The organism is Sphingomonas cynarae, from assembly GCF_039537815.1.
GTDB classification, from domain to species: domain Bacteria; phylum Pseudomonadota; class Alphaproteobacteria; order Sphingomonadales; family Sphingomonadaceae; genus Sphingomonas; species Sphingomonas cynarae.
Genome location: NZ_BAABBF010000002.1, coordinates 623,143 through 640,031, shown reverse-complemented (window position 1 = coordinate 640,031; position 16,889 = coordinate 623,143). Strand labels below are relative to the sequence as shown.

Here is a 16,889-nt window from a genome sequence, read left to right as displayed (position 1 = left end):
TTGCCGGCCTGTAGGACAGCGCCGTCGTGACGGCGTGTGGGTCGGTGCCGTCGTGACGGCGGGGGCGATCCCGCCTATGGTCGCCGGCATGATCCGCCCTGCCCTGCTGGCGCTGCTGCCGCTGTTCCTGCCCGTCGCGGCCATCGCCGCCGATCCATCCTCCAACCTGCTCACTTGGGCCAAGCTGAAGGCGCGCCCCCGCCCGACGGCGGATGCGACGATCGCCTATGGCCCGGACGCGTTGCAGAAGGTCGATCTGTGGGTGCCGGCCGGGCCGGGTCCGCATCCGGTGGTGGTGATGGTGCATGGCGGCTGCTGGCAGAGCGACATCGCCGACCGCACCTTGATGGACTGGATAGCCGCCGACCTGCGCGCCGACGGCATCGCGGTGTGGAACATCGATTATCGCGGCGTGGACCGGCCGGGCGGCGGCTATCCCGGCACCTTCGCCGATGTCGCCGCCGCCACCGATGCGTTGGCGGCACAGGCATCGGCCTATCATCTCGACCTGCGCCGGGTCGTCGCGGTCGGCCATTCCGCCGGCGCGCATCTGGCCCTGTGGCTGGCGGCGCGGGCGAAGCTGCCGACGGCCAGCCCGTTACGGCGCCCGCATCCGCTGACGATCGCGCATGTCGTCAGCCTGGGCGGCCTGCCCGATCTGGAGGCGACCGCCGCCAGTCCCGACAATGGCTGCGGCACCGAGGTGGTCGGCCGGCTGGTTGCCGGCGGCGGTTATGCCGATACCTCGATCCCGCACCTGTTGCCGCTGGGGGTGGGGCAGGATCTGGTCAACGGCCGCGACGACCGGATCATCCCCGCCCGCCTCGCCACCGATTATGTCGCCAAGGCGAAGAAGGCGGGCGATCGCGTGCGGTTGGCGATGATCGCCGATACCGGCCATGTCGAACTGATCGCGCCGGAAACACCCGCCTGGGCGGCGGCGAAACGGGCGATCGCGAAGGGATTGCGGCGATGATACGGGACGAAGCACGCGCGCTGGACGCGCATGATCCGCTGGCCCCGTTGCGCGACCGGTTCGCGCTGCCGGCGGGGGTGATCTATCTCGACGGCAATTCGCTGGGGCCGCTGCCCCGCGCCACCGTGCCGGCGATGACGGACATGGTGACGCAGGCATGGGGCGACCGGCTGATCCGCAGCTGGAACGAGGGGTGGATCGACGCGCCCGTCCGGCTGGGCGGCAAGATCGCCCCGCTGATCGGCGCGGCGGCGGACGAGGTGATCGTGGGCGATTCGACCTCCGCCAACCTGTTCAAGGCGCTGGTCGCCGCGCTGCGCGTCGATCCCGGCCGCCGGGTGGTGTTGAGCGAGGCGGGCAATTTCCCGACCGACCTGCACGTCGCCGAAGGCGCGGTCGCCTGCGTGCCCGGTGCGTCGCTGCGGGTGGCGCCGCGGGGCGATATCGCGGCGGCGATCGATGGCGATGTCGCGGTGCTGCTGCTGACGCATGTCCACTACAAGACCGCCGACCGGTTCGACATGGCGGCGATGACCGCCGCCGCGCACCGGGCGGGGGCGCTGGTGCTGTGGGACCTGAGCCATTCGGTCGGCGCGGTGGCGGTGGACCTGTCGGGCGCCAGGGCCGATCTGGCGGTGGGATGCACGTATAAATATGTGAACGGCGGGCCGGGTGCGCCCGCATTCCTGTATGTCGCGACGCGGTGGCAGGACCGGCTGGCCAGCCCGCTGTCGGGCTGGATGGGCCATGCCGAACCCTTCGCCTTCGCCGATGCCTATGCCCCCGCCCCCGGCATGAAGCGCTGGCTGGCGGGGACGCCGCCGATGCTGGCGATGGCGGCGCTGGAGGCGGGGCTGGACCTGTGGGCGACGGTGGACCGGGACGCGGTCTGGGCGAAATCGGCGGCGCTGTGGCGGATCATGGCGGCGGCGGGCGACGCGGCGGGGCTGGATTGCGTCACCCCCGCCGATCCGGCGGCGCGCGGCAGCCATATCAGTTTCCGCCACCCCCACGCCCATGCGATCGCGCAGGCGCTGATCGAACGCGGCGTGATCGGCGATTTCCGCGATCCCGATATCCTGCGGCTGGGGTTGACCCCGCTGTACCTGAGCCATGACGACGTGTGGCGGGCCGGCGCGATCCTGGGCGAGATCATGGCATCGGGTGACTGGCGGGCGCCGCGCTTCGCCGCCCGGCTGGCGGTGACGTGACGCCCGCTTGACTCCAATTCCCATCGCGCCGATCAAGATTGCCAGCGGAGGACGTGACGATGCGGCGGGCGATGACGGTGGTGATGGCGTGCGCGATGATCGCCGCCTGCAGCAAGGCGCCCGACAGTCATGACAACGCGGCCGTCAGCGGCGATACCGGCCCCGATCTGGGTGGACGATCGGCGGCGGGGATCGCGTTTTCCTATGCCTATTCGCTGGTGATGCCCGGCGGCGACATCGCCGACGTGCAGGAAACCCACGCCGCCGCCTGCGAACGGCTCGGCCACGACCGGTGCCGCATCACCGGATTGCACTATACGGTCGCCCCGTCGGGCCGGATCGATGCCGACCTGTCGATGACGGTCGCCGCATCGGTGGCGCGGACGTTCGGGCGGCAGGGCGTGCTGGCCGCGCAGAAAGCGGGCGCGGTGCTGGGCGGCGTGACGATCGGCGGGACCGAGGTGGCGACGCAGGCCAAGGCCGATACGCAGGCCGCGACGGAGGCCACCACCGAGCGTGCGCGCGTCCAGGCCGATCTGCGCCGCCGCCAGACGCCGGAGGCGCGCGCCGAGCTGCGCCGCCGCGATACCGAACTCGCCGCGCAGGCCCGCACCGCGCGCGCCGACGCCGCGACCGCGCGCGACAGCATCGCCAACACCCCGGTCTCGTTCGACTATCGCTCCGGCCGGGGCGTCGGCCTGGCCAACCGCGTGCGCGAGGCGGGGGATGCGGCGGCCGCCTCCACCGCGGCGACGCTGGCGGCGGTGCTGTGGGTACTCGCGACGCTGGGGCCGCCGCTCGTCCTGCTGCTGGCGCTGGTGGTGGTGTGGCGGCGCTGGGGCCAGGCGGCGTGGCGGCGGATCGCCGGGCCGAGAGCGCCGTACACGCCGCCCGCCGATCCACCCATCTGGTAACCATTCCCGCTAACCCGACCTATCGATCTCGTCCCTACGGTCCGACCCCGGTGGTGGTTTCGACAAGGACGGGCAGAGGAAATGGCGGGCATCCTGAAGACGTTGCGACGGGTGGCGGAGGTGGCGTTCCAAGAACCGATCGTCCGGTCGATCAACGGCCAGCACCAGTTGATGAAGCTGCTGTCCTCCGCCTGCTATAGCGGACTGCTCGACCAGAGCCCGGCGCTGACCCGGCAATATCTGAAAAGCCACCTCGCCCGCTCGCTGACGCTGGCGCAGCGGCGCGCGGCGATCGTCGCGCATTACCGCTTCGTGCAGGCGCAGCTGTCCCCCGGTTTCTACGACCGGTTGCTGACGACCGGGACGATGCTGTGGCGCAACGACGAGGTGGCGGGCAATTACCATATCGGCCTGCGCCACAACGTCGCGCATTTCTATGAGGGTGACCTGCTGCTGGCCTTTTTCCGGCAGGACGTGCTGCTGTTCCAGCTGAGCTTTTCGGTGGTGCCGGGCGGCATCGTCGGCGAGGACGAGGCCCATGTCCTGTTCGTCGGCGGCGCGCAGGGGGCGGCGCCCGAGCGCGGCGAACTGCAACCCGCGGTGAAGGCCAGCCACGGCGTCGCGCCCTCGCACCTCGCGATGGCGGCGTTGCAGGGAGTGGCGATGGCGCTGGGGATCGCGACGATCGTCGGCGTCGGCAACGACCAGCAACTGCTGAAATCGCGCGACGACAAGGCGGACTTCACCTTCGATTACGACCGGTTCTGGGCGATGTTCGGGGCGCAGGCCAACGCCGCTGGCCAGTGGGCGATGCCCGCCCCCTTGCGTGAGCGCGACCCGGCCGATTCCGGTGCGAGCGCGGCGCATCGCCGCCGCAGCCGCCGCAAGGGCGCGTTCAAGGCGGAGGTCCGCGATGCCGCACGCGCGACGATGACGCACCATGCCGCCCCGTCTTCCCCCGCCGCCCCGCTGCCGTTCGCGGGCGAGACGGTGGGCGGGGTCCGGCCCGAAGCGATGCCCGTGGCCCCCGCGCCCGCCGCCGTCACCCGGGCCGTCCGCGAACTCGCCGACGCGTGACCGCGGGTCACCGGCACGATTGCACCCCCCGTCGCCTTATCCTATAGGCCCGGCCATCTTCCGCCCCGGCCCGCGACCGTCTCGCGCCGCCGGGGCCGCTCATTTTCAGGGGACCGCCCATGGCTCGCCGCCGCCAGATCTACGAGGGCAAGGCCAAGATCCTGTACGAGGGTCCGGAGCCCGGCACCCTCATCCAGTATTTCAAGGACGACGCCACCGCGTTCAACGCCCAGAAGAAGGGCACGATCAACGGCAAGGGGGTGCTGAACAACCGCATCTCCGAACATGTCTTCACGCTGCTCGACCATATCGGCGTGCCGACGCACTTCATCCGCCGCCTCAACATGCGCGAGCAACTGGTGCGGCAGGTGGAGATCGTGCCGATCGAGGTCGTGGTGCGCAACGTCGCCGCCGGCTCGCTGTCGAAGCGGCTGGGGATCGAGGAGGGCACCAAGCTGCCCCGCACGATCATCGAATATTACTACAAGGACGATGCGCTGGGCGACCCGATGGTCTCCGAGGAGCATATCGCCTGCTTCGGCTGGGCCAGCCAGGAGGAGATGCACGACATCGCCGATCTGGCGATCCGGGTGAACGATTTCCTGTGCGGCCTGTTCGCCGGGGTCGGCATCCGGCTGGTCGATTTCAAGCTGGAATTCGGTCGCATCTGGGACAATGATTTCGGCCGGATCATTTTGGCCGACGAGATCAGCCCCGATGGCTGCCGGCTGTGGGACATGGAATCGGGCGACAAGCTGGACAAGGACCGGTTCCGCCAGGATCTGGGCGGCGAGGCGGAGGCGTATCAGGAGGTCGCACGGCGGCTGGGCCTGATGCCCGAAGGCGAAGAGGGCGCGGTCCTCGATCTCGCCAGCCATCGCAAGCGTCGCGGCAAGTAAGGGAATATCGATGAAGCTCCGTATCTTCGTGACGCTGAAGCCCGGTGTGCTGGATCCGCAGGGCCGGGCGATCCATCATGCGCTGGGGTCATTGGGTTTCGCCGGCGTCGAGGACGTGCGCGCCGGCAAGCTGATCGAGATGCAGGTCGCCGACGATACCGACGACGCCGCGATCGATGCGATGTGCCGGCAGTTGCTGGCGAACACCGTGATCGAGAACTTCCGGGTGGAGCGCGCCTGATGAAGACCGCGGTCGTCGTGTTTCCCGGATCGAACTGCGACCGTGACCTGGCGGTCGCGCTGGAGACGGTGACGGGGGTGAAGCCGGCGATGGTATGGCACGGCGATACCGACCTGCCCGACGGGCTGGGCGTGATCGCGGTGCCGGGCGGTTTCTCCTACGGCGATTACCTGCGCTGCGGCGCGATCGCCGCCCGCTCGCCGATCATGCGCGCGGTGGCCGAGGCGGCGGGCCGCGGCACCCCGGTGCTGGGCGTGTGCAACGGTTTCCAGGTGCTGACCGAGGCGGGGCTGCTGCCCGGCGCGCTGATGCGCAATGCCGGGCTGAGCTTCGTATGCCGCGACGTGGCGCTGACGGTGGCGAACGGCGACACCGCCTTCACCCGCGGCTATGCCGATGGCGAGCGCGTCAGCTTTCCCGTGGCGCATCACGACGGCAACTACTTCGCCGATGCCGATACGCTCGACCGGCTGGAGGGCGAAGGCCGGATCGCGTTCCGCTACGGCGAGCCGGTCAACGGTTCGGCCCGCGATATCGCCGGCATCGTCAACGCCGCCGGCAACGTGCTGGGCATGATGCCCCATCCCGAACGCCGCATCGAGGCCGCGCATGGCGGCACCGACGGGCGCCGGTTGTTCGAAGGGCTGCTGGAGACGGTGGGGGCGTGACCGATCCCGCACCGACGATGCCGGTTCGCGGTGGATGTCTGTGCGGTGCGGTTCGTTACACGCTTGCCGCGCCGCCGATCGCATCGCGGCAATGCTGGTGCCGGCTGTGCCAGTATCTGGCGGCGGGCAGCGCGACCGCGAATCTGATCGTTGCGCGCAACGCGCTGACGATCGAGGGTGCGCTATCCGGCTATTCCTCCGTCGCCGATTCGGGCAGCGTGATGCACCGTGAGTTCTGCGGCACCTGCGGCACCCCGATCGGTGGCTATGCCGAACCGCGTCCGCACCTCTATGTGCTGCGCATCGGCACGCTGGACGATCCCGGTCTCTATCCGCCGCAGATGACGATCTGGACCGCGATGGCGCCGGCATGGGCCCTGATCGACCACCGGCTTGCCGCGATCGCCGGCCAGCCCGCGCCTCCCTTTACACCCGCGCCCGGAACGGCGTGAAATCGGTGTCGGTGTCGAACACGTCGACCCGCTCGGCGCGTTTCAATGAGCCGACCACCAGATAGGTCAGCGGGGTCAGCAGGATCTCCCATCCCGTCTTCAGCGCCCATTGCGTGAACAGCACGGTGACGACCAGATCGTTGGTCCAGCCCGCCGCCCCCCAGAACGCGAGCGGATAGAAGATCAGGCTGTCGACCCCCTGCCCCACCAGCGTCGACCCGATCGTGCGCGACCACAGGTGGCGCCCCCCGGTCATCACCTTCATCCGCGCCATGACATAGGCGTTGACGAACTCCCCCGCCCAGAACGCGCAGACGCTGGCCAGCACGATGCGCGGCACCTGCCCGAACACCGCTTCGTAGGCGGGCTGGTTGGTCCAGCCGGGGGCGGGCGGCAGCGCCACGACGATCGCACTCATCGCCGCCATGAACAGCACCGCCGCCGTCCCCGCCCAGATCACCCGGCGCGCGCGGGCATAGCCGTAGACCTCGGTCAGCACGTCGCCCAGCACATAGCTGATTGGAAAGAACAGGATGCCCGCCCCGAACGGCCAGTCGCCCAGCAGCGGCAGCCGGATCGTCGCCACCTTGCCCGCGCCGATGACGTTCGACAGCAGCAGGATGGTGACGAACGCCGCCATGACCAGGTCGAAATGGCGGAAGCCTCCGCCGCCCGTCACCCCGGCATCGCCGGTGGTGGTCGCGACGATCGCCCGGTCGCCTGCGCCGTCATGGGCGCTGCCGCCCGCCCCATTGTCCCCCTGCACCATGGCGGCGGTTATGATCGCGGTTCCTTCCCGGTGCAATCCGCGCTAATCAAAGCCATCCATCGCGCGCCCGTAGCTCAGTCGGATAGAGCACGAGCCTTCTAAGCTTGTGGTCGCTGGTTCGAATCCAGCCGGGCGCGCCAATCCCCAACAATGCGAACCGCGTCGCCGGTTCGGCGATACCCGGCGATACCCGGCGATGATCCCAAAGCGCAATCTGGCGTGGCGGTAAGTCCATCCGGGGAAGGCCGACGCGCCCCCCCGGACTGCGCACCGATACGCCTTGGCTGGATGCCCCCGTGTCCTGCTCAGAACAATCCGTCGTCGAGCAGGTCGTCATCGTCCATACCGGCCGGTTCGACATGGACCGGGGCCATGCCGGGCAACAGATAGCGTTGATGCACTTCCCGTTCGGCGGCCATCGTGTACAGCCGGGCAATCGCCGGCATCAGGGTGTGGATCGGGCTGTGATCGCCAGGCGGCAATGACGGCCCGTCGGCCGCGGACGCGGCGAGACGATCGCCGATCGCCCTGATCGTGGCGCCGACCCGGATCTTGTCCCGCAGGCCGGCGGAGGTGGTGGCGAGCATCCGGAGCATGCGGCCCGCGGCGTCGCCCGCCGCCTCCGCGGCACGATCGCTCTGCACCGCGCCCTCGCGGATCGCGTTCATCAACGACGTCAGCATGGTGCCGGGGTCGACCGTGGCGGTGTTCGCCGCGCGAACGGTTCGTGCGATCGTCTCCAGCGTGTCGATCGCAGCGGTGATGCCGATCGCGGCATTGTCGAGCTGGTTGGCGACCCGCCGGATATGATCGGCGGCGACGATGATCCCGCCGTTCGATGCCAGACGACGCGATTTGAGATCGATGTTGAAGGCGAGCTGCTGGACATGGCGCTGGAGCCTGCGGACCATCGCGGTGCGTGACACCATCGCATCGACGAGCCGGACGATCGTGGTCACGGCCGCCTCCGTCTCGGCATCGGCGCTGCGCAATCGCCGGGTGAGCGCCTCGATCTCCGCCACCGATGCCTCCAGGTCGTGGAGAAAGCCGTCGCCGCCGTCCGGCGATCCGCCATCGCCACGTATGTCGCGCAGCGCATCCGCCTGCGGCACGATCGCCACCAGCGCGGCGACCACCGACGTCGCCTCGCGGTCGAAATCGTCGGCGGCGGCGTGCAGTTGTCCGGTGAGCAGCGGCAGGACATGACATTCGGTCGAACGGATGGTGTCGGGATCGATGGTGGTATCGGCCGTCACCTGATCCAGCATGGCCAGCGCGGTGACGACGTGTTCCAGTCGTTGCCGCGTGCTGTCGCCGATCTGCAGCGCGCCCAGCGCCGCACCGACCTGCGTGCGGATCGTGCCGGCCAGTTCACCGCTGCGCCGTGCCATGTCCACCGCGCCCTGACGATAGCCGCGCAAGGCGGTGGCCTGATCGCCGAGACGGATCGGCGCGGCCGGCAGGATGCGCGCGCATTCCGCCGTCAGCGCCTGTTCGGCCGCGTTGATCCGGCCCAGGCTGGTGACGAGCAGTTCGATCTCGGCGCGGAACAGGCCGATATCGGTTTCGCCGACCTCCATCCGGGCGGTCATCTCGTCCATGATCCCGACCAGATCGGGCGCGCCCATCGCGATGACCTTCACGTTCATTGCGTAGATACCCAGCAAGCGCAGCGTCTGGTGGATTTCGGCGACGTGATCGACCAGCAGTTTCGCCGCCGGGGCCGCGCCACCGAAGGTCGCGCGCCGGATCGCCTGTTCATCCGGCAACCCGGCAAGGCGCGCAGCCACCGTGACCAGCCCGTCGCCCGGGTTACCGGCGACGCCATCGTCCAGCGCCGCTTCCACCCCGGCGAGTGCGGTGACGATACGATCGGTGACCGCGATGCCATCACCCAGGGCGATGCCGGCCTGCACGAAGCTGTGATCGAGCCCTGCGGCCAGCCCGGCCAGCGTCCGCGCGTGATCCGCCGTCGTGCAGGCTTCCAACGTGACCGTCGTCATGCCTGCCCCGCGCCCCTGCGCGCATTGGCTTCCACCAGCCGGCAGGCGGGGCGCAGGAAGTCGGCCTCCAGCAATCGGGCGTGCCGGCACAAGTCGTCGAGGAACCGTCGCTTGGTAACGGCAAATCTACGGAAATCGGCGTGAATGGCAGCGACCGGCCATGTCGCGATGTGATGGGCATAGCGGACATGCAGCTCGCTCTCGGCCGCTTTCAGGCGATCATAACCCGGCACCAGCGTCCCGATATCGGATATCCCCTGTTCGATGCGGGACCATAGCTGCTGGGTCGCGATCAGGTTCTCCCGGACGGCGATCGCCATCTCGAACCGGAGCCGGACCAGTGCCGGCGTCGGCTCCGTGCCGCCAAGCTGGTCGCGCAGCGCCTCGGCAGCGGCGATAAGGCGACGATGACAGTCCATCACGGCCTGAAAAAGATGCATGTCACCCTTCCGATCATCGTGGATGCCGTCCGGAACGTCACGGTCACGGGAGACCGCCGGATCAGAACAGGCCATCGTCATCGTCCTCCTCCGTGACCGTCACGACCGGCATGGCGATATCCATACCGGGCAACAGGAAGCCGGCGTGAACCTCCCGCTCCCGCGCCATCGTGTAGAACCGCCCGATCGCCGGCAGCAGCAGCCGCAATGTGGCCTCCGCCGTATCGGTCAGGGGCGCGGGGGGCCGGCGATTCGACAGCGCATCGATCGCCGCCGTCATGATATCGGTCACCGCCAGTTCCCGCCGCAGGTCCTCGATCGCGCCGGCGACCAGCCTGACGAACTGACGGGAATCGTCCGCTCCCTGCACGGCGACTTGCCCGGTCCTGTCACAGGCCCGATGGATCACGCCCAGTGCGCGCGCCAGCGCATCGCCCATGTCGCGGTCCATGCCATCGCCACCGGCCTCCCGCCGCAGCGTGGCATCGACGCCGCCCAGCAACGCCGTGGCGCGCGCGACACCGACCGTGGAGGCGTCGAGCGCGAGCACATGGGCGTCCACCTCGGTCACGATAACGGTCACGGCTCGTCCGACCACCCCCTCTCCACGACACAGCACGCGGATGTCGGCAGCGATGGCCTGCACGTCGAGCGCGATCGACCTGACGCCGTCGAGCCATCCGGCGAGATCCGCGGCCGTCGCGGCGATCACCGCCGCCATCTCGCGGGAGCGGACCTCCGCCCGGCGCAATCCGATGGTAACACGTTCCACGTCGCGGATGCCATGTTCCAGCCCGGACAGGAATGCCCGGTTCTCGCCGTCGAACTGTTCGGCGATCAGTCCGGCCAGCGTCGCGGTATCGCCGTCGAGTTCGGCGAGCGAGGACACGAGCGCCGTGGTCTCCCGGGCGAAATCCCGCAGCGTCGCGTCCAGCTGGGCCGCGAGCAGCCGGTCGACATGGGCGGCCACCGCCGGATCGACGACACCATCGACCACGCTTCCCTCGAGCAGTTGCAGCGCGGAGACGACGTGTTCGAGCCGCTGGCGCGTGCTGTCGCCGACCTGCAGCGCACCCAGCGCGGCGGCGATCCTGCCGTGGATGCTGCGGGCGACGGTTGCGACGCGCCGCGCGAGGTCCGCCGTCGCGACCAGATGCGCGTCCAAAGCGATCGCATCGTCGATCAGCTTGCGCGGCGCGGCGGGGATCACGCGGTCGCATTCCACCGCGAGCAACCGCCCGGCCTGTTGCACGCCGTCGACTTCCGCCGTCATATCCCTGATCCGGGCCATGAAACCGAACACCAGATCCTCGCCCGCGCCCAGCCGGGCGATCATGCCGTCGGCGATACCACCCAAGCGCGGTTCTCCGGATGCGGCGATCCCGGCGTTCATGCCGTAGATGCTGAGCACCCGCAGCGTCTGGTGCATCCGCATCACGTCGCCGCACAATGCCGTGATGACGTCCGCTACCGTCGCCATCCGCGCGGCGCGCGCCGCCTGGGTCGCCGGCAGCGCGATCAGCTGGTCGGCCACGGTGCGCAGATCGGCGACCGCCGCGCCTGCGACATTCGCATCGAGCGCGCCGACGATGCCGTCGAGACCGCCGATCATCCGGTCGATCGTTTCGATCGCGCCCGCCAGTGCCGTGCCCACCCGCAGGAAGCGCGTATCGAGACCGGCGGCCAGCAGCGCCAGACTCCGGCGGATCGGGCAATCGGCCCCGTCGCCGGCCAACAGGTCGAGATCGGTGGAGGCGGGAATGTCGAAGGGGGAATGGAACATGGTTTCTTCCTGTCGATGGGCCCTAGCGGACTGTCGCGTTCAGCAGTTCGCGGGCGATGGCCCCAAGCGGCGCCACGCGATCGGCGGCACCACGGGCAATGGCTTCCTTGGGCATTCCGAACACCACCGAGGTGGCTTCGTCCTGTGCGATGGTGCGGGCGCCGGCCTGCTTCATTTCCAGCAGGCCGCGCGCGCCGTCGTCGCCCATCCCGGTCATGATGATGCCGACCGCGTTGGCGCCGGCGTTGCGCGCGGCGGAACGGAACAGCACGTCGACCGATGGCCGGTGACGGGACACCAGCGGCCCCTCCTTCACCGCGACGACATAACGTGCGCCCTGCCGCTCCACCATCGTGTGACGCAGCCCGCCCGGTGCGATCAGGACGTGGCCGCGCATCACGGTGTCGCCGTCCTCCGCCTCCTTCACGTCGACATCGCACAACGTGTTGAGCCGCTTGGCGAACGCCTTGGTGAAGCTTTCGGGCATATGCTGGACGACGACGATGCCCGGCGCATTGGCCGGCAGCGCCTCCAGCACCTCGCGCAGCGCCTCGGTCCCCCCGGTGGAGGCACCGATGCACACCACCATCTCGGTGGTGCGGCTCATCGCCCTCCCCGTCGGCGGCGGCAGCACGGCATCGGCGGTCAGCTTCTTCGCCGGCTGGGCGGTGGTGACCGACCGGTGCTTGCCCAGCCGCGCCTGCGCCGCACCCCTGACGGTGTCGCAGATGTGCAGATGCGCCTCTGCCAGGTGATCGGCGACACCCATCCTGGGCTTCAGGATGATGTCGACCGCCCCCGCCTCCAGCGCCTGGAGCAGGGTTTCGGACCCGTCCTCGACCAGCGACGAACACATCACCACCGGTACCGGGCATTGCGTCATCAGCCGGCGCAGGAAGGTGATGCCGTCCATCCGCGGCATCTCGACGTCCAGCGTGATGACGTCGGGCAATTCGTTCTGGATATAGCGGGCGGCGGCGAACGGGTCCGCCGCAGCGGCGATCACCTCGATCCCCGGATCGGCAGACAGGATGGACGTCATCGCCTGGCGCACGCTGGCGCTGTCGTCGATGATGAGGACGCGTACTTTCTTCATAGGCTTTACGTCCGCTGGAACACGGTGTTGGCCACCGGTATGAGGGGAAGGTCGATACCGGCGATCGATTCCGAATGGCCGAGAAACAGGTATCCACCGGGGTGCAGGCGATCGACCAGCCGGCGCACGACCTGCTCCTGCGTCGGCTTGTCGAAATAGATCAGCACGTTGCGGCAGAAGATCAGATCCAGTGGCTCACCCACCTCGTACTGGTCGGCCATCAGATTGTGCCGTGCGAAGCTGATCGCCGCCCGCAGTGCCGGCACGATGCGAACGTCGTTACGCTTCGCCGCCTTCGCGGCCAGCACGTAACGCTGGCGCAACAGCGGCGGCACCGGCACGACCTGTTCGGCGGGGTAGATGCCGCGCTGCGCCACCTCCAGCACCTCGGTATCCAGATCGGTGGCGAGGATCGAATATTCCGGTCCGCCATGCTGCGCGGCGAAGGCGTCGATCACCATCGCCATCGTATAGGGTTCCGCCCCGGTCGAGCAGGCCGCGCTCCACCCCCGTATCCTGCGCCGCCCGGTGGCGTGCAGGGCTGGCAGAACGACGTCGCGCAGATGATCGAAATGGCGCGGTTCGCGGAAGAAGTCGGTCTTGTTGGTGGTCACCGCGTTGATGAGGTGAACGGTCTCGCCGTCGTGATGCCCGTCCCTGAAAAACCAGTCGCAATAGTTCGAGATCGTCTCCGTGCCGGTCGCGCGGACGCGGCGGCGCAGGCGGCCCTCCAGCATCGTCGTCTTGCCGGCGGACATCTTGATGCCCGCCACGTCGTGGATGAACGCCGCCAGGCGCGCGAAATCGCGGGGCCCCAGGTGATCCACGTCGTCGGGGTGACGTACTGCAACGGCGCTCATGGCATATCCCAACTGATGATGGCGCGCAGGCCCAGGACGAGAACATCGTCGGCATCGCGCCGGCCCGAAGGTCGAAAGACGTATTGCACGTCGGGCTGCAGCGTCAGGAACGGCGACAGCCGGTCGCTGTACGTCAGTTCCAGCGCGTTTTCCGACGCGGTCAGCGGCGGTGCGCCCGCCGGATTGGCGCGGCGATACCGGTCGCTGAGGCTGGCCCTGCCGTATCCGATCGACACCATGCTGTCGGGCCGCGACGGCAGGATGCGCCGCCCCGACAGCCCGATCTGCATACCGCCGCCGAACGGCGTGGTGTCGCCATCGGCCACCCCGGCCCGCAGGAACGCGCGCCAGTAACCCGCGCCGTCCGGATTGCCGGCCACATCCTGTTCGGCCAGCACATAGGCCCCGTGCGAGGCGGCCCGTCGCTCGTCGACCGACACGCCGGGCGGCACGATTTCGGGCTGCCGGCGCGAATAGGTCCACGCGCCGATCGACAGTGCGGTCGATCCCCGACGGCCGGCCTCGGCGATGAACAGCAGCGTCCGCTTGCCGACCGGATCGACCGTTCCGCGCGGCGCGCGAACCATGGCGGCCTGCACGTAATCGCGTTTCCCGGCGTACCGGACGCGTACCGCCATTTCGGTGCGGGGAAAGGTCGATGGTCCGTTCGGGCCGGTCGACGACAGTTCCGACCCGATCCCGAAGACGGGATTGATCAACTGCCCGGCGGCGTCGTTGTAATAGAATTCGCTGTTGATGTCGTAACGACCCGCCAGCACCGACAGGCGGCCGCCGGCGAAGGTCTGTTGCACCCATGCCTGGTAGAGGAGGAGGGCGGGTGCGCCGACCTCGATATTGTCGACGCCCTGCAACGTGTTGGCGGTCCGGTTCGGCGCCCCGCCGAAGTTGTTCAGCACGTCGACGAACGCCGTGCCGCCACGCCATCCGATCGCGCTGTCGAAATCGGCGGACAGGGTCAGCTCGGCATTGTCGAGATAGACGACGTCGTGCCTGCCCTGCCCCGCGTCGATACCCATGACATCGGCCTTGTAGGTGAAACCAGCCACGAGGGCGGGCGTGGGGGGCGTGTCCGCCTGCGCGCACGCGTCGTTGGCAAGGCCCACCGCCGCACCGCAGGCGGCCAGCGCCGCTACCGTTTGTAAAGTCATCGAACGCCCCCCCTTTTGGCCGCCGGTGTCAGGCGGCGGTGGCCATGTCGGAAAAATCGATGGCGCCGTCTTCAGCCTGGAAGATGCGCGCGGCCGCGAGCAGGACGATAAAGCCGCCCGCCTTGCGGACGATCCCGTCGATATAGTCGGAGCGCCAGCGCACGCCGATGTCGGGCGTCGTCTCGACCGATCCGGCCGCGAAGGTGGCGACGTCCAGCACGCGGTCGACGATCACCCCCAGCGTCAGCAGGCGTTCGCCGCAGGCGACCCCCACCACCAGGATGCGCGTCGTCGGGCCGACCGTCGCCGCCGGCAAACCAAGGCGGATGCGCAGGTCGATCATCGGAATGGCCTCGCCACGCACATCGATCAGGCCGGCGAGCCACGCCGGACCCTGCGGCATCTGGAAAGCCTCGCGATAATCCAGGATTTCCTGGACCGTGCCGACCGGGAGGGCGAATGTCTCGCCCCCCAGGTTGAACACGACCGCCTCTATATCGGCGGCCGGGATCACGCGGCGCGACCGAATTCGGCGTCTTCGCTATCGGCGCCGCCCGTCATCATATCCATGGCGAAGCCACGCGCCCGCGACTGCTGGTCGGCGACCGACCCGGCCTTCCCCTTCGACTTGACGGCCTTGGCAGACACCGGCTTCTTGATGGGCATCGCCTTGCGGGCGACGGGTGCGGCCGGGCGAGCGGCCGGCTTTGCCCGCGCTTCGGTCGCATCGATCCGGAAGAAGGCGATGCCCTCCTGCAGTTCTTCCGCCTGCCCGGCCAGTTCCTCGGAGGTCGAGGAGATTTGCTCGGAGGCCGATGCGTTCTGCTGCGTCACGGTGTCGAGCTGCTGGATCGCCTGATTGATCTGGCTCGACCCGATATCCTGCTCGCGGCAGGCGGCGCTGATCTCCGACACCAGTTCCGCCGTGCGGCGGATGTCGGGCACCAGCTTCGACAGCATGTCGCCAGCCTCGGCCGCCGCCGTGACGGTGTCGGACGACACCGCGCTGATCTCGGCCGCCGCGGTCTGACTGCGCTCGGCCAGCTTACGCACTTCGGAGGCGACGACGGCGAAACCCTTGCCGTGTTCGCCGGCGCGCGCCGCCTCTACCGCCGCGTTCAGCGCGAGCAGATCGGTCTGGCGGGCGATTTCCTGCACGATGCCGATCTTCTGGGCGATGGTGCGCATCGCGCCTACCGCGCGGTCGACCGCGATGCCGCTCGCTTCGGCGTCCTTCGACGACTGGCGCGCGATCTTTTCGGTCTGCGCCGCATTGTCGGCATTCTGTTTGATGTTGGCGCTCATCTGCTCCATCGACGCCGATGCTTCCTCGGCGGCGGCGGCCTGTTCGGTCGCACCCTGCGACACCTGGTCCGCGGTGGACGACAGCTGCTGCGTACCGGCCGCGACATTCTGTGCCGCGACCGTGGCATCGCCGATGACGCCGCGCAGGCGATTGGTCATGCTGACCAGCGCGTGGCCCAGCGTGTCCTTGTCCGACAGCGGCTGGTAATCGACGGTCAGGTCGCCCTGGGCGATCGTCTCGGCCAAGGCAGCCGACTTGCGCAGGTTGACGGTCATCCGGTTCACCGTGTCGACCAAATCCTTGATCTCGTCGTTGCTGGTAACCGTGATCTGGTTGTCGAGATCGCCAACCGCGAGCGCATCGACCGCAGCGCTTACCCGGCGAAGACCGACCGAAACGACCCGTGAAATCCAGATCGCACCACCTGTGGCGATTATCAGCGCCAGCACCGCAGTGGTTACCAGCACCATCCAAGCATCGTTGTACAGCGTCGTGGTGCTGGCATCGGCTTCCTTCATGCGAACGCGCTGCAGGTCGACCAGCTTGGTGATGGTCGCCGACATTTGCATCACCGCATCGCGCGCCTCTGCCATCGAGATGCGGGCTCCGGCTTCGTTCTTGTTTTCCATGCCGAGTACGCCCACGCGCTCGTTCAGCGCCTTGTAGGCGTTCCATTGCGGACCCAGCTCTGCCCACAAAGGCTTGCCCCGATCGCTCGCTGCCGCCGAACCCGTCGCGATGAGCCGATCGACGTTGGCACGCTGCATCTGCATACGTTTGTTGAATTCGCTCATGAGCGCGGGATCGCTCGTCATCACGAGATTTTTCTCGTTTCGCACGACGCGGCCCGCCTCCGCATCGATCGACAGCACTGCGTCCAGCTGCGCCGCCGGGCCGGAAATAATATCGGCGATGGCGTTGTTCAGCTGGTTCATCCTGCTGATACCGATGCCGACAATGGCCAGCATCATCACCACGAGGATCGCGAACGTGACCCCCAGTTTCATCTTGATCGTTGCACGCAT

General features: G+C 68.6%; 17 protein-coding genes and 1 tRNA gene. 9 read left to right on the top strand and 9 right to left on the bottom strand.

Annotation, left to right across the window (positions count from 1 at the left end; translation table 11 throughout):
• The first annotated feature begins 88 nt into the window (after positions 1-88).
• The 8 genes from ABD719_RS06240 (at position 89) to ABD719_RS06205 (ending at position 6,438) form a co-directional block, all read left to right on the top strand.
• On the top strand, positions 89-976 hold the full coding sequence (locus ABD719_RS06240) for an alpha/beta hydrolase family protein (protein ID WP_344692496.1): 888 nt from the start codon (positions 89-91) through the stop codon (positions 974-976).
• A complete protein-coding gene (gene kynU, locus ABD719_RS06235; protein WP_344692495.1) occupies positions 973-2,187 on the top strand; it encodes a kynureninase in 1,215 nt (404 codons plus the stop codon). Before ABD719_RS06240 ends, kynU begins: the two co-directional genes overlap by 4 nt.
• Before the next feature lie 59 nt (positions 2,188-2,246).
• Positions 2,247-3,101, top strand: coding sequence for a hypothetical protein (locus tag ABD719_RS06230; RefSeq protein WP_344692494.1), 855 nt, complete (start codon positions 2,247-2,249; stop codon positions 3,099-3,101).
• Positions 3,102-3,182: 81 nt separating this feature from the next.
• Positions 3,183-4,178 (top strand): DUF535 family protein, encoded by a 996-nt coding sequence (locus tag ABD719_RS06225; protein WP_344692493.1) that lies wholly within the window; start codon positions 3,183-3,185, stop codon positions 4,176-4,178.
• Positions 4,179-4,297: 119 nt separating this feature from the next.
• Positions 4,298-5,077, top strand: a complete 780-nt coding sequence (purC, locus tag ABD719_RS06220) for a phosphoribosylaminoimidazolesuccinocarboxamide synthase (protein ID WP_192126203.1) — start codon at positions 4,298-4,300, stop codon at positions 5,075-5,077.
• A gap of 10 nt (positions 5,078-5,087) precedes the next feature.
• Positions 5,088-5,318, top strand: a complete 231-nt coding sequence (gene purS / locus ABD719_RS06215) for a phosphoribosylformylglycinamidine synthase subunit PurS (protein ID WP_192126205.1) — start codon at positions 5,088-5,090, stop codon at positions 5,316-5,318.
• Positions 5,318-5,986, top strand: coding sequence for a phosphoribosylformylglycinamidine synthase subunit PurQ (purQ, locus tag ABD719_RS06210; RefSeq protein ID WP_344692492.1), 669 nt, complete (start codon positions 5,318-5,320; stop codon positions 5,984-5,986). Before purS ends, purQ begins: the two co-directional genes overlap by 1 nt.
• Positions 5,983-6,438, top strand: a complete 456-nt coding sequence (locus ABD719_RS06205; protein ID WP_344692491.1) for a GFA family protein — start codon at positions 5,983-5,985, stop codon at positions 6,436-6,438. The genes purQ and ABD719_RS06205 overlap by 4 nt, the downstream gene beginning before the upstream one ends.
• Here the strand turns inward: ABD719_RS06205 and ABD719_RS06200 are convergent.
• Positions 6,413-7,243, bottom strand: coding sequence for a queuosine precursor transporter (locus tag ABD719_RS06200; protein ID WP_344692490.1), 831 nt, complete (start codon positions 7,241-7,243; stop codon positions 6,413-6,415). The two genes, ABD719_RS06205 and ABD719_RS06200, sit on opposite strands and share 26 nt — an antisense overlap.
• Before the next feature lie 27 nt (positions 7,244-7,270).
• Between ABD719_RS06200 and ABD719_RS06195 the strand changes: the two genes are divergently transcribed.
• A tRNA-Arg gene (locus ABD719_RS06195) sits at positions 7,271-7,347 on the top strand.
• 165 nt (positions 7,348-7,512) lie between these two features.
• Here ABD719_RS06195 and ABD719_RS06190 read toward each other — a convergent pair.
• From ABD719_RS06190 to ABD719_RS06155, 8 genes are all read right to left on the bottom strand, one after another.
• Positions 7,513-9,210 (bottom strand): hypothetical protein, encoded by a 1,698-nt coding sequence (locus tag ABD719_RS06190; RefSeq protein ID WP_344692489.1) that lies wholly within the window; start codon positions 9,208-9,210, stop codon positions 7,513-7,515.
• Complete coding sequence (locus ABD719_RS06185) at positions 9,207-9,650, bottom strand: hypothetical protein (RefSeq protein WP_344692488.1); 444 nt, start codon at positions 9,648-9,650, stop codon at positions 9,207-9,209. Before ABD719_RS06185 ends, ABD719_RS06190 begins: the two co-directional genes overlap by 4 nt.
• Positions 9,651-9,711: 61 nt before the next feature.
• Positions 9,712-11,433 (bottom strand): hypothetical protein, encoded by a 1,722-nt coding sequence (locus ABD719_RS06180; protein WP_344692487.1) that lies wholly within the window; start codon positions 11,431-11,433, stop codon positions 9,712-9,714.
• A 22-nt stretch (positions 11,434-11,455) separates the two neighbouring features.
• On the bottom strand, positions 11,456-12,529 hold the full coding sequence (locus ABD719_RS06175) for a protein-glutamate methylesterase/protein-glutamine glutaminase (protein WP_344692486.1): 1,074 nt from the start codon (positions 12,527-12,529) through the stop codon (positions 11,456-11,458).
• Between the two features lie 5 nt (positions 12,530-12,534).
• Complete coding sequence (locus tag ABD719_RS06170; protein WP_344692485.1) at positions 12,535-13,389, bottom strand: CheR family methyltransferase; 855 nt, start codon at positions 13,387-13,389, stop codon at positions 12,535-12,537.
• Positions 13,386-14,558, bottom strand: coding sequence for a carbohydrate porin (locus tag ABD719_RS06165; RefSeq protein ID WP_344692484.1), 1,173 nt, complete (start codon positions 14,556-14,558; stop codon positions 13,386-13,388). The genes ABD719_RS06170 and ABD719_RS06165 overlap by 4 nt, the downstream gene beginning before the upstream one ends.
• 28 nt (positions 14,559-14,586) lie before the next feature.
• Positions 14,587-15,072, bottom strand: a complete 486-nt coding sequence (locus ABD719_RS06160) for a chemotaxis protein CheW (RefSeq protein WP_344692483.1) — start codon at positions 15,070-15,072, stop codon at positions 14,587-14,589.
• Positions 15,069-16,889 (bottom strand): methyl-accepting chemotaxis protein, encoded by a 1,821-nt coding sequence (locus tag ABD719_RS06155; RefSeq protein WP_344692482.1) that lies wholly within the window; start codon positions 16,887-16,889, stop codon positions 15,069-15,071. Before ABD719_RS06155 ends, ABD719_RS06160 begins: the two co-directional genes overlap by 4 nt.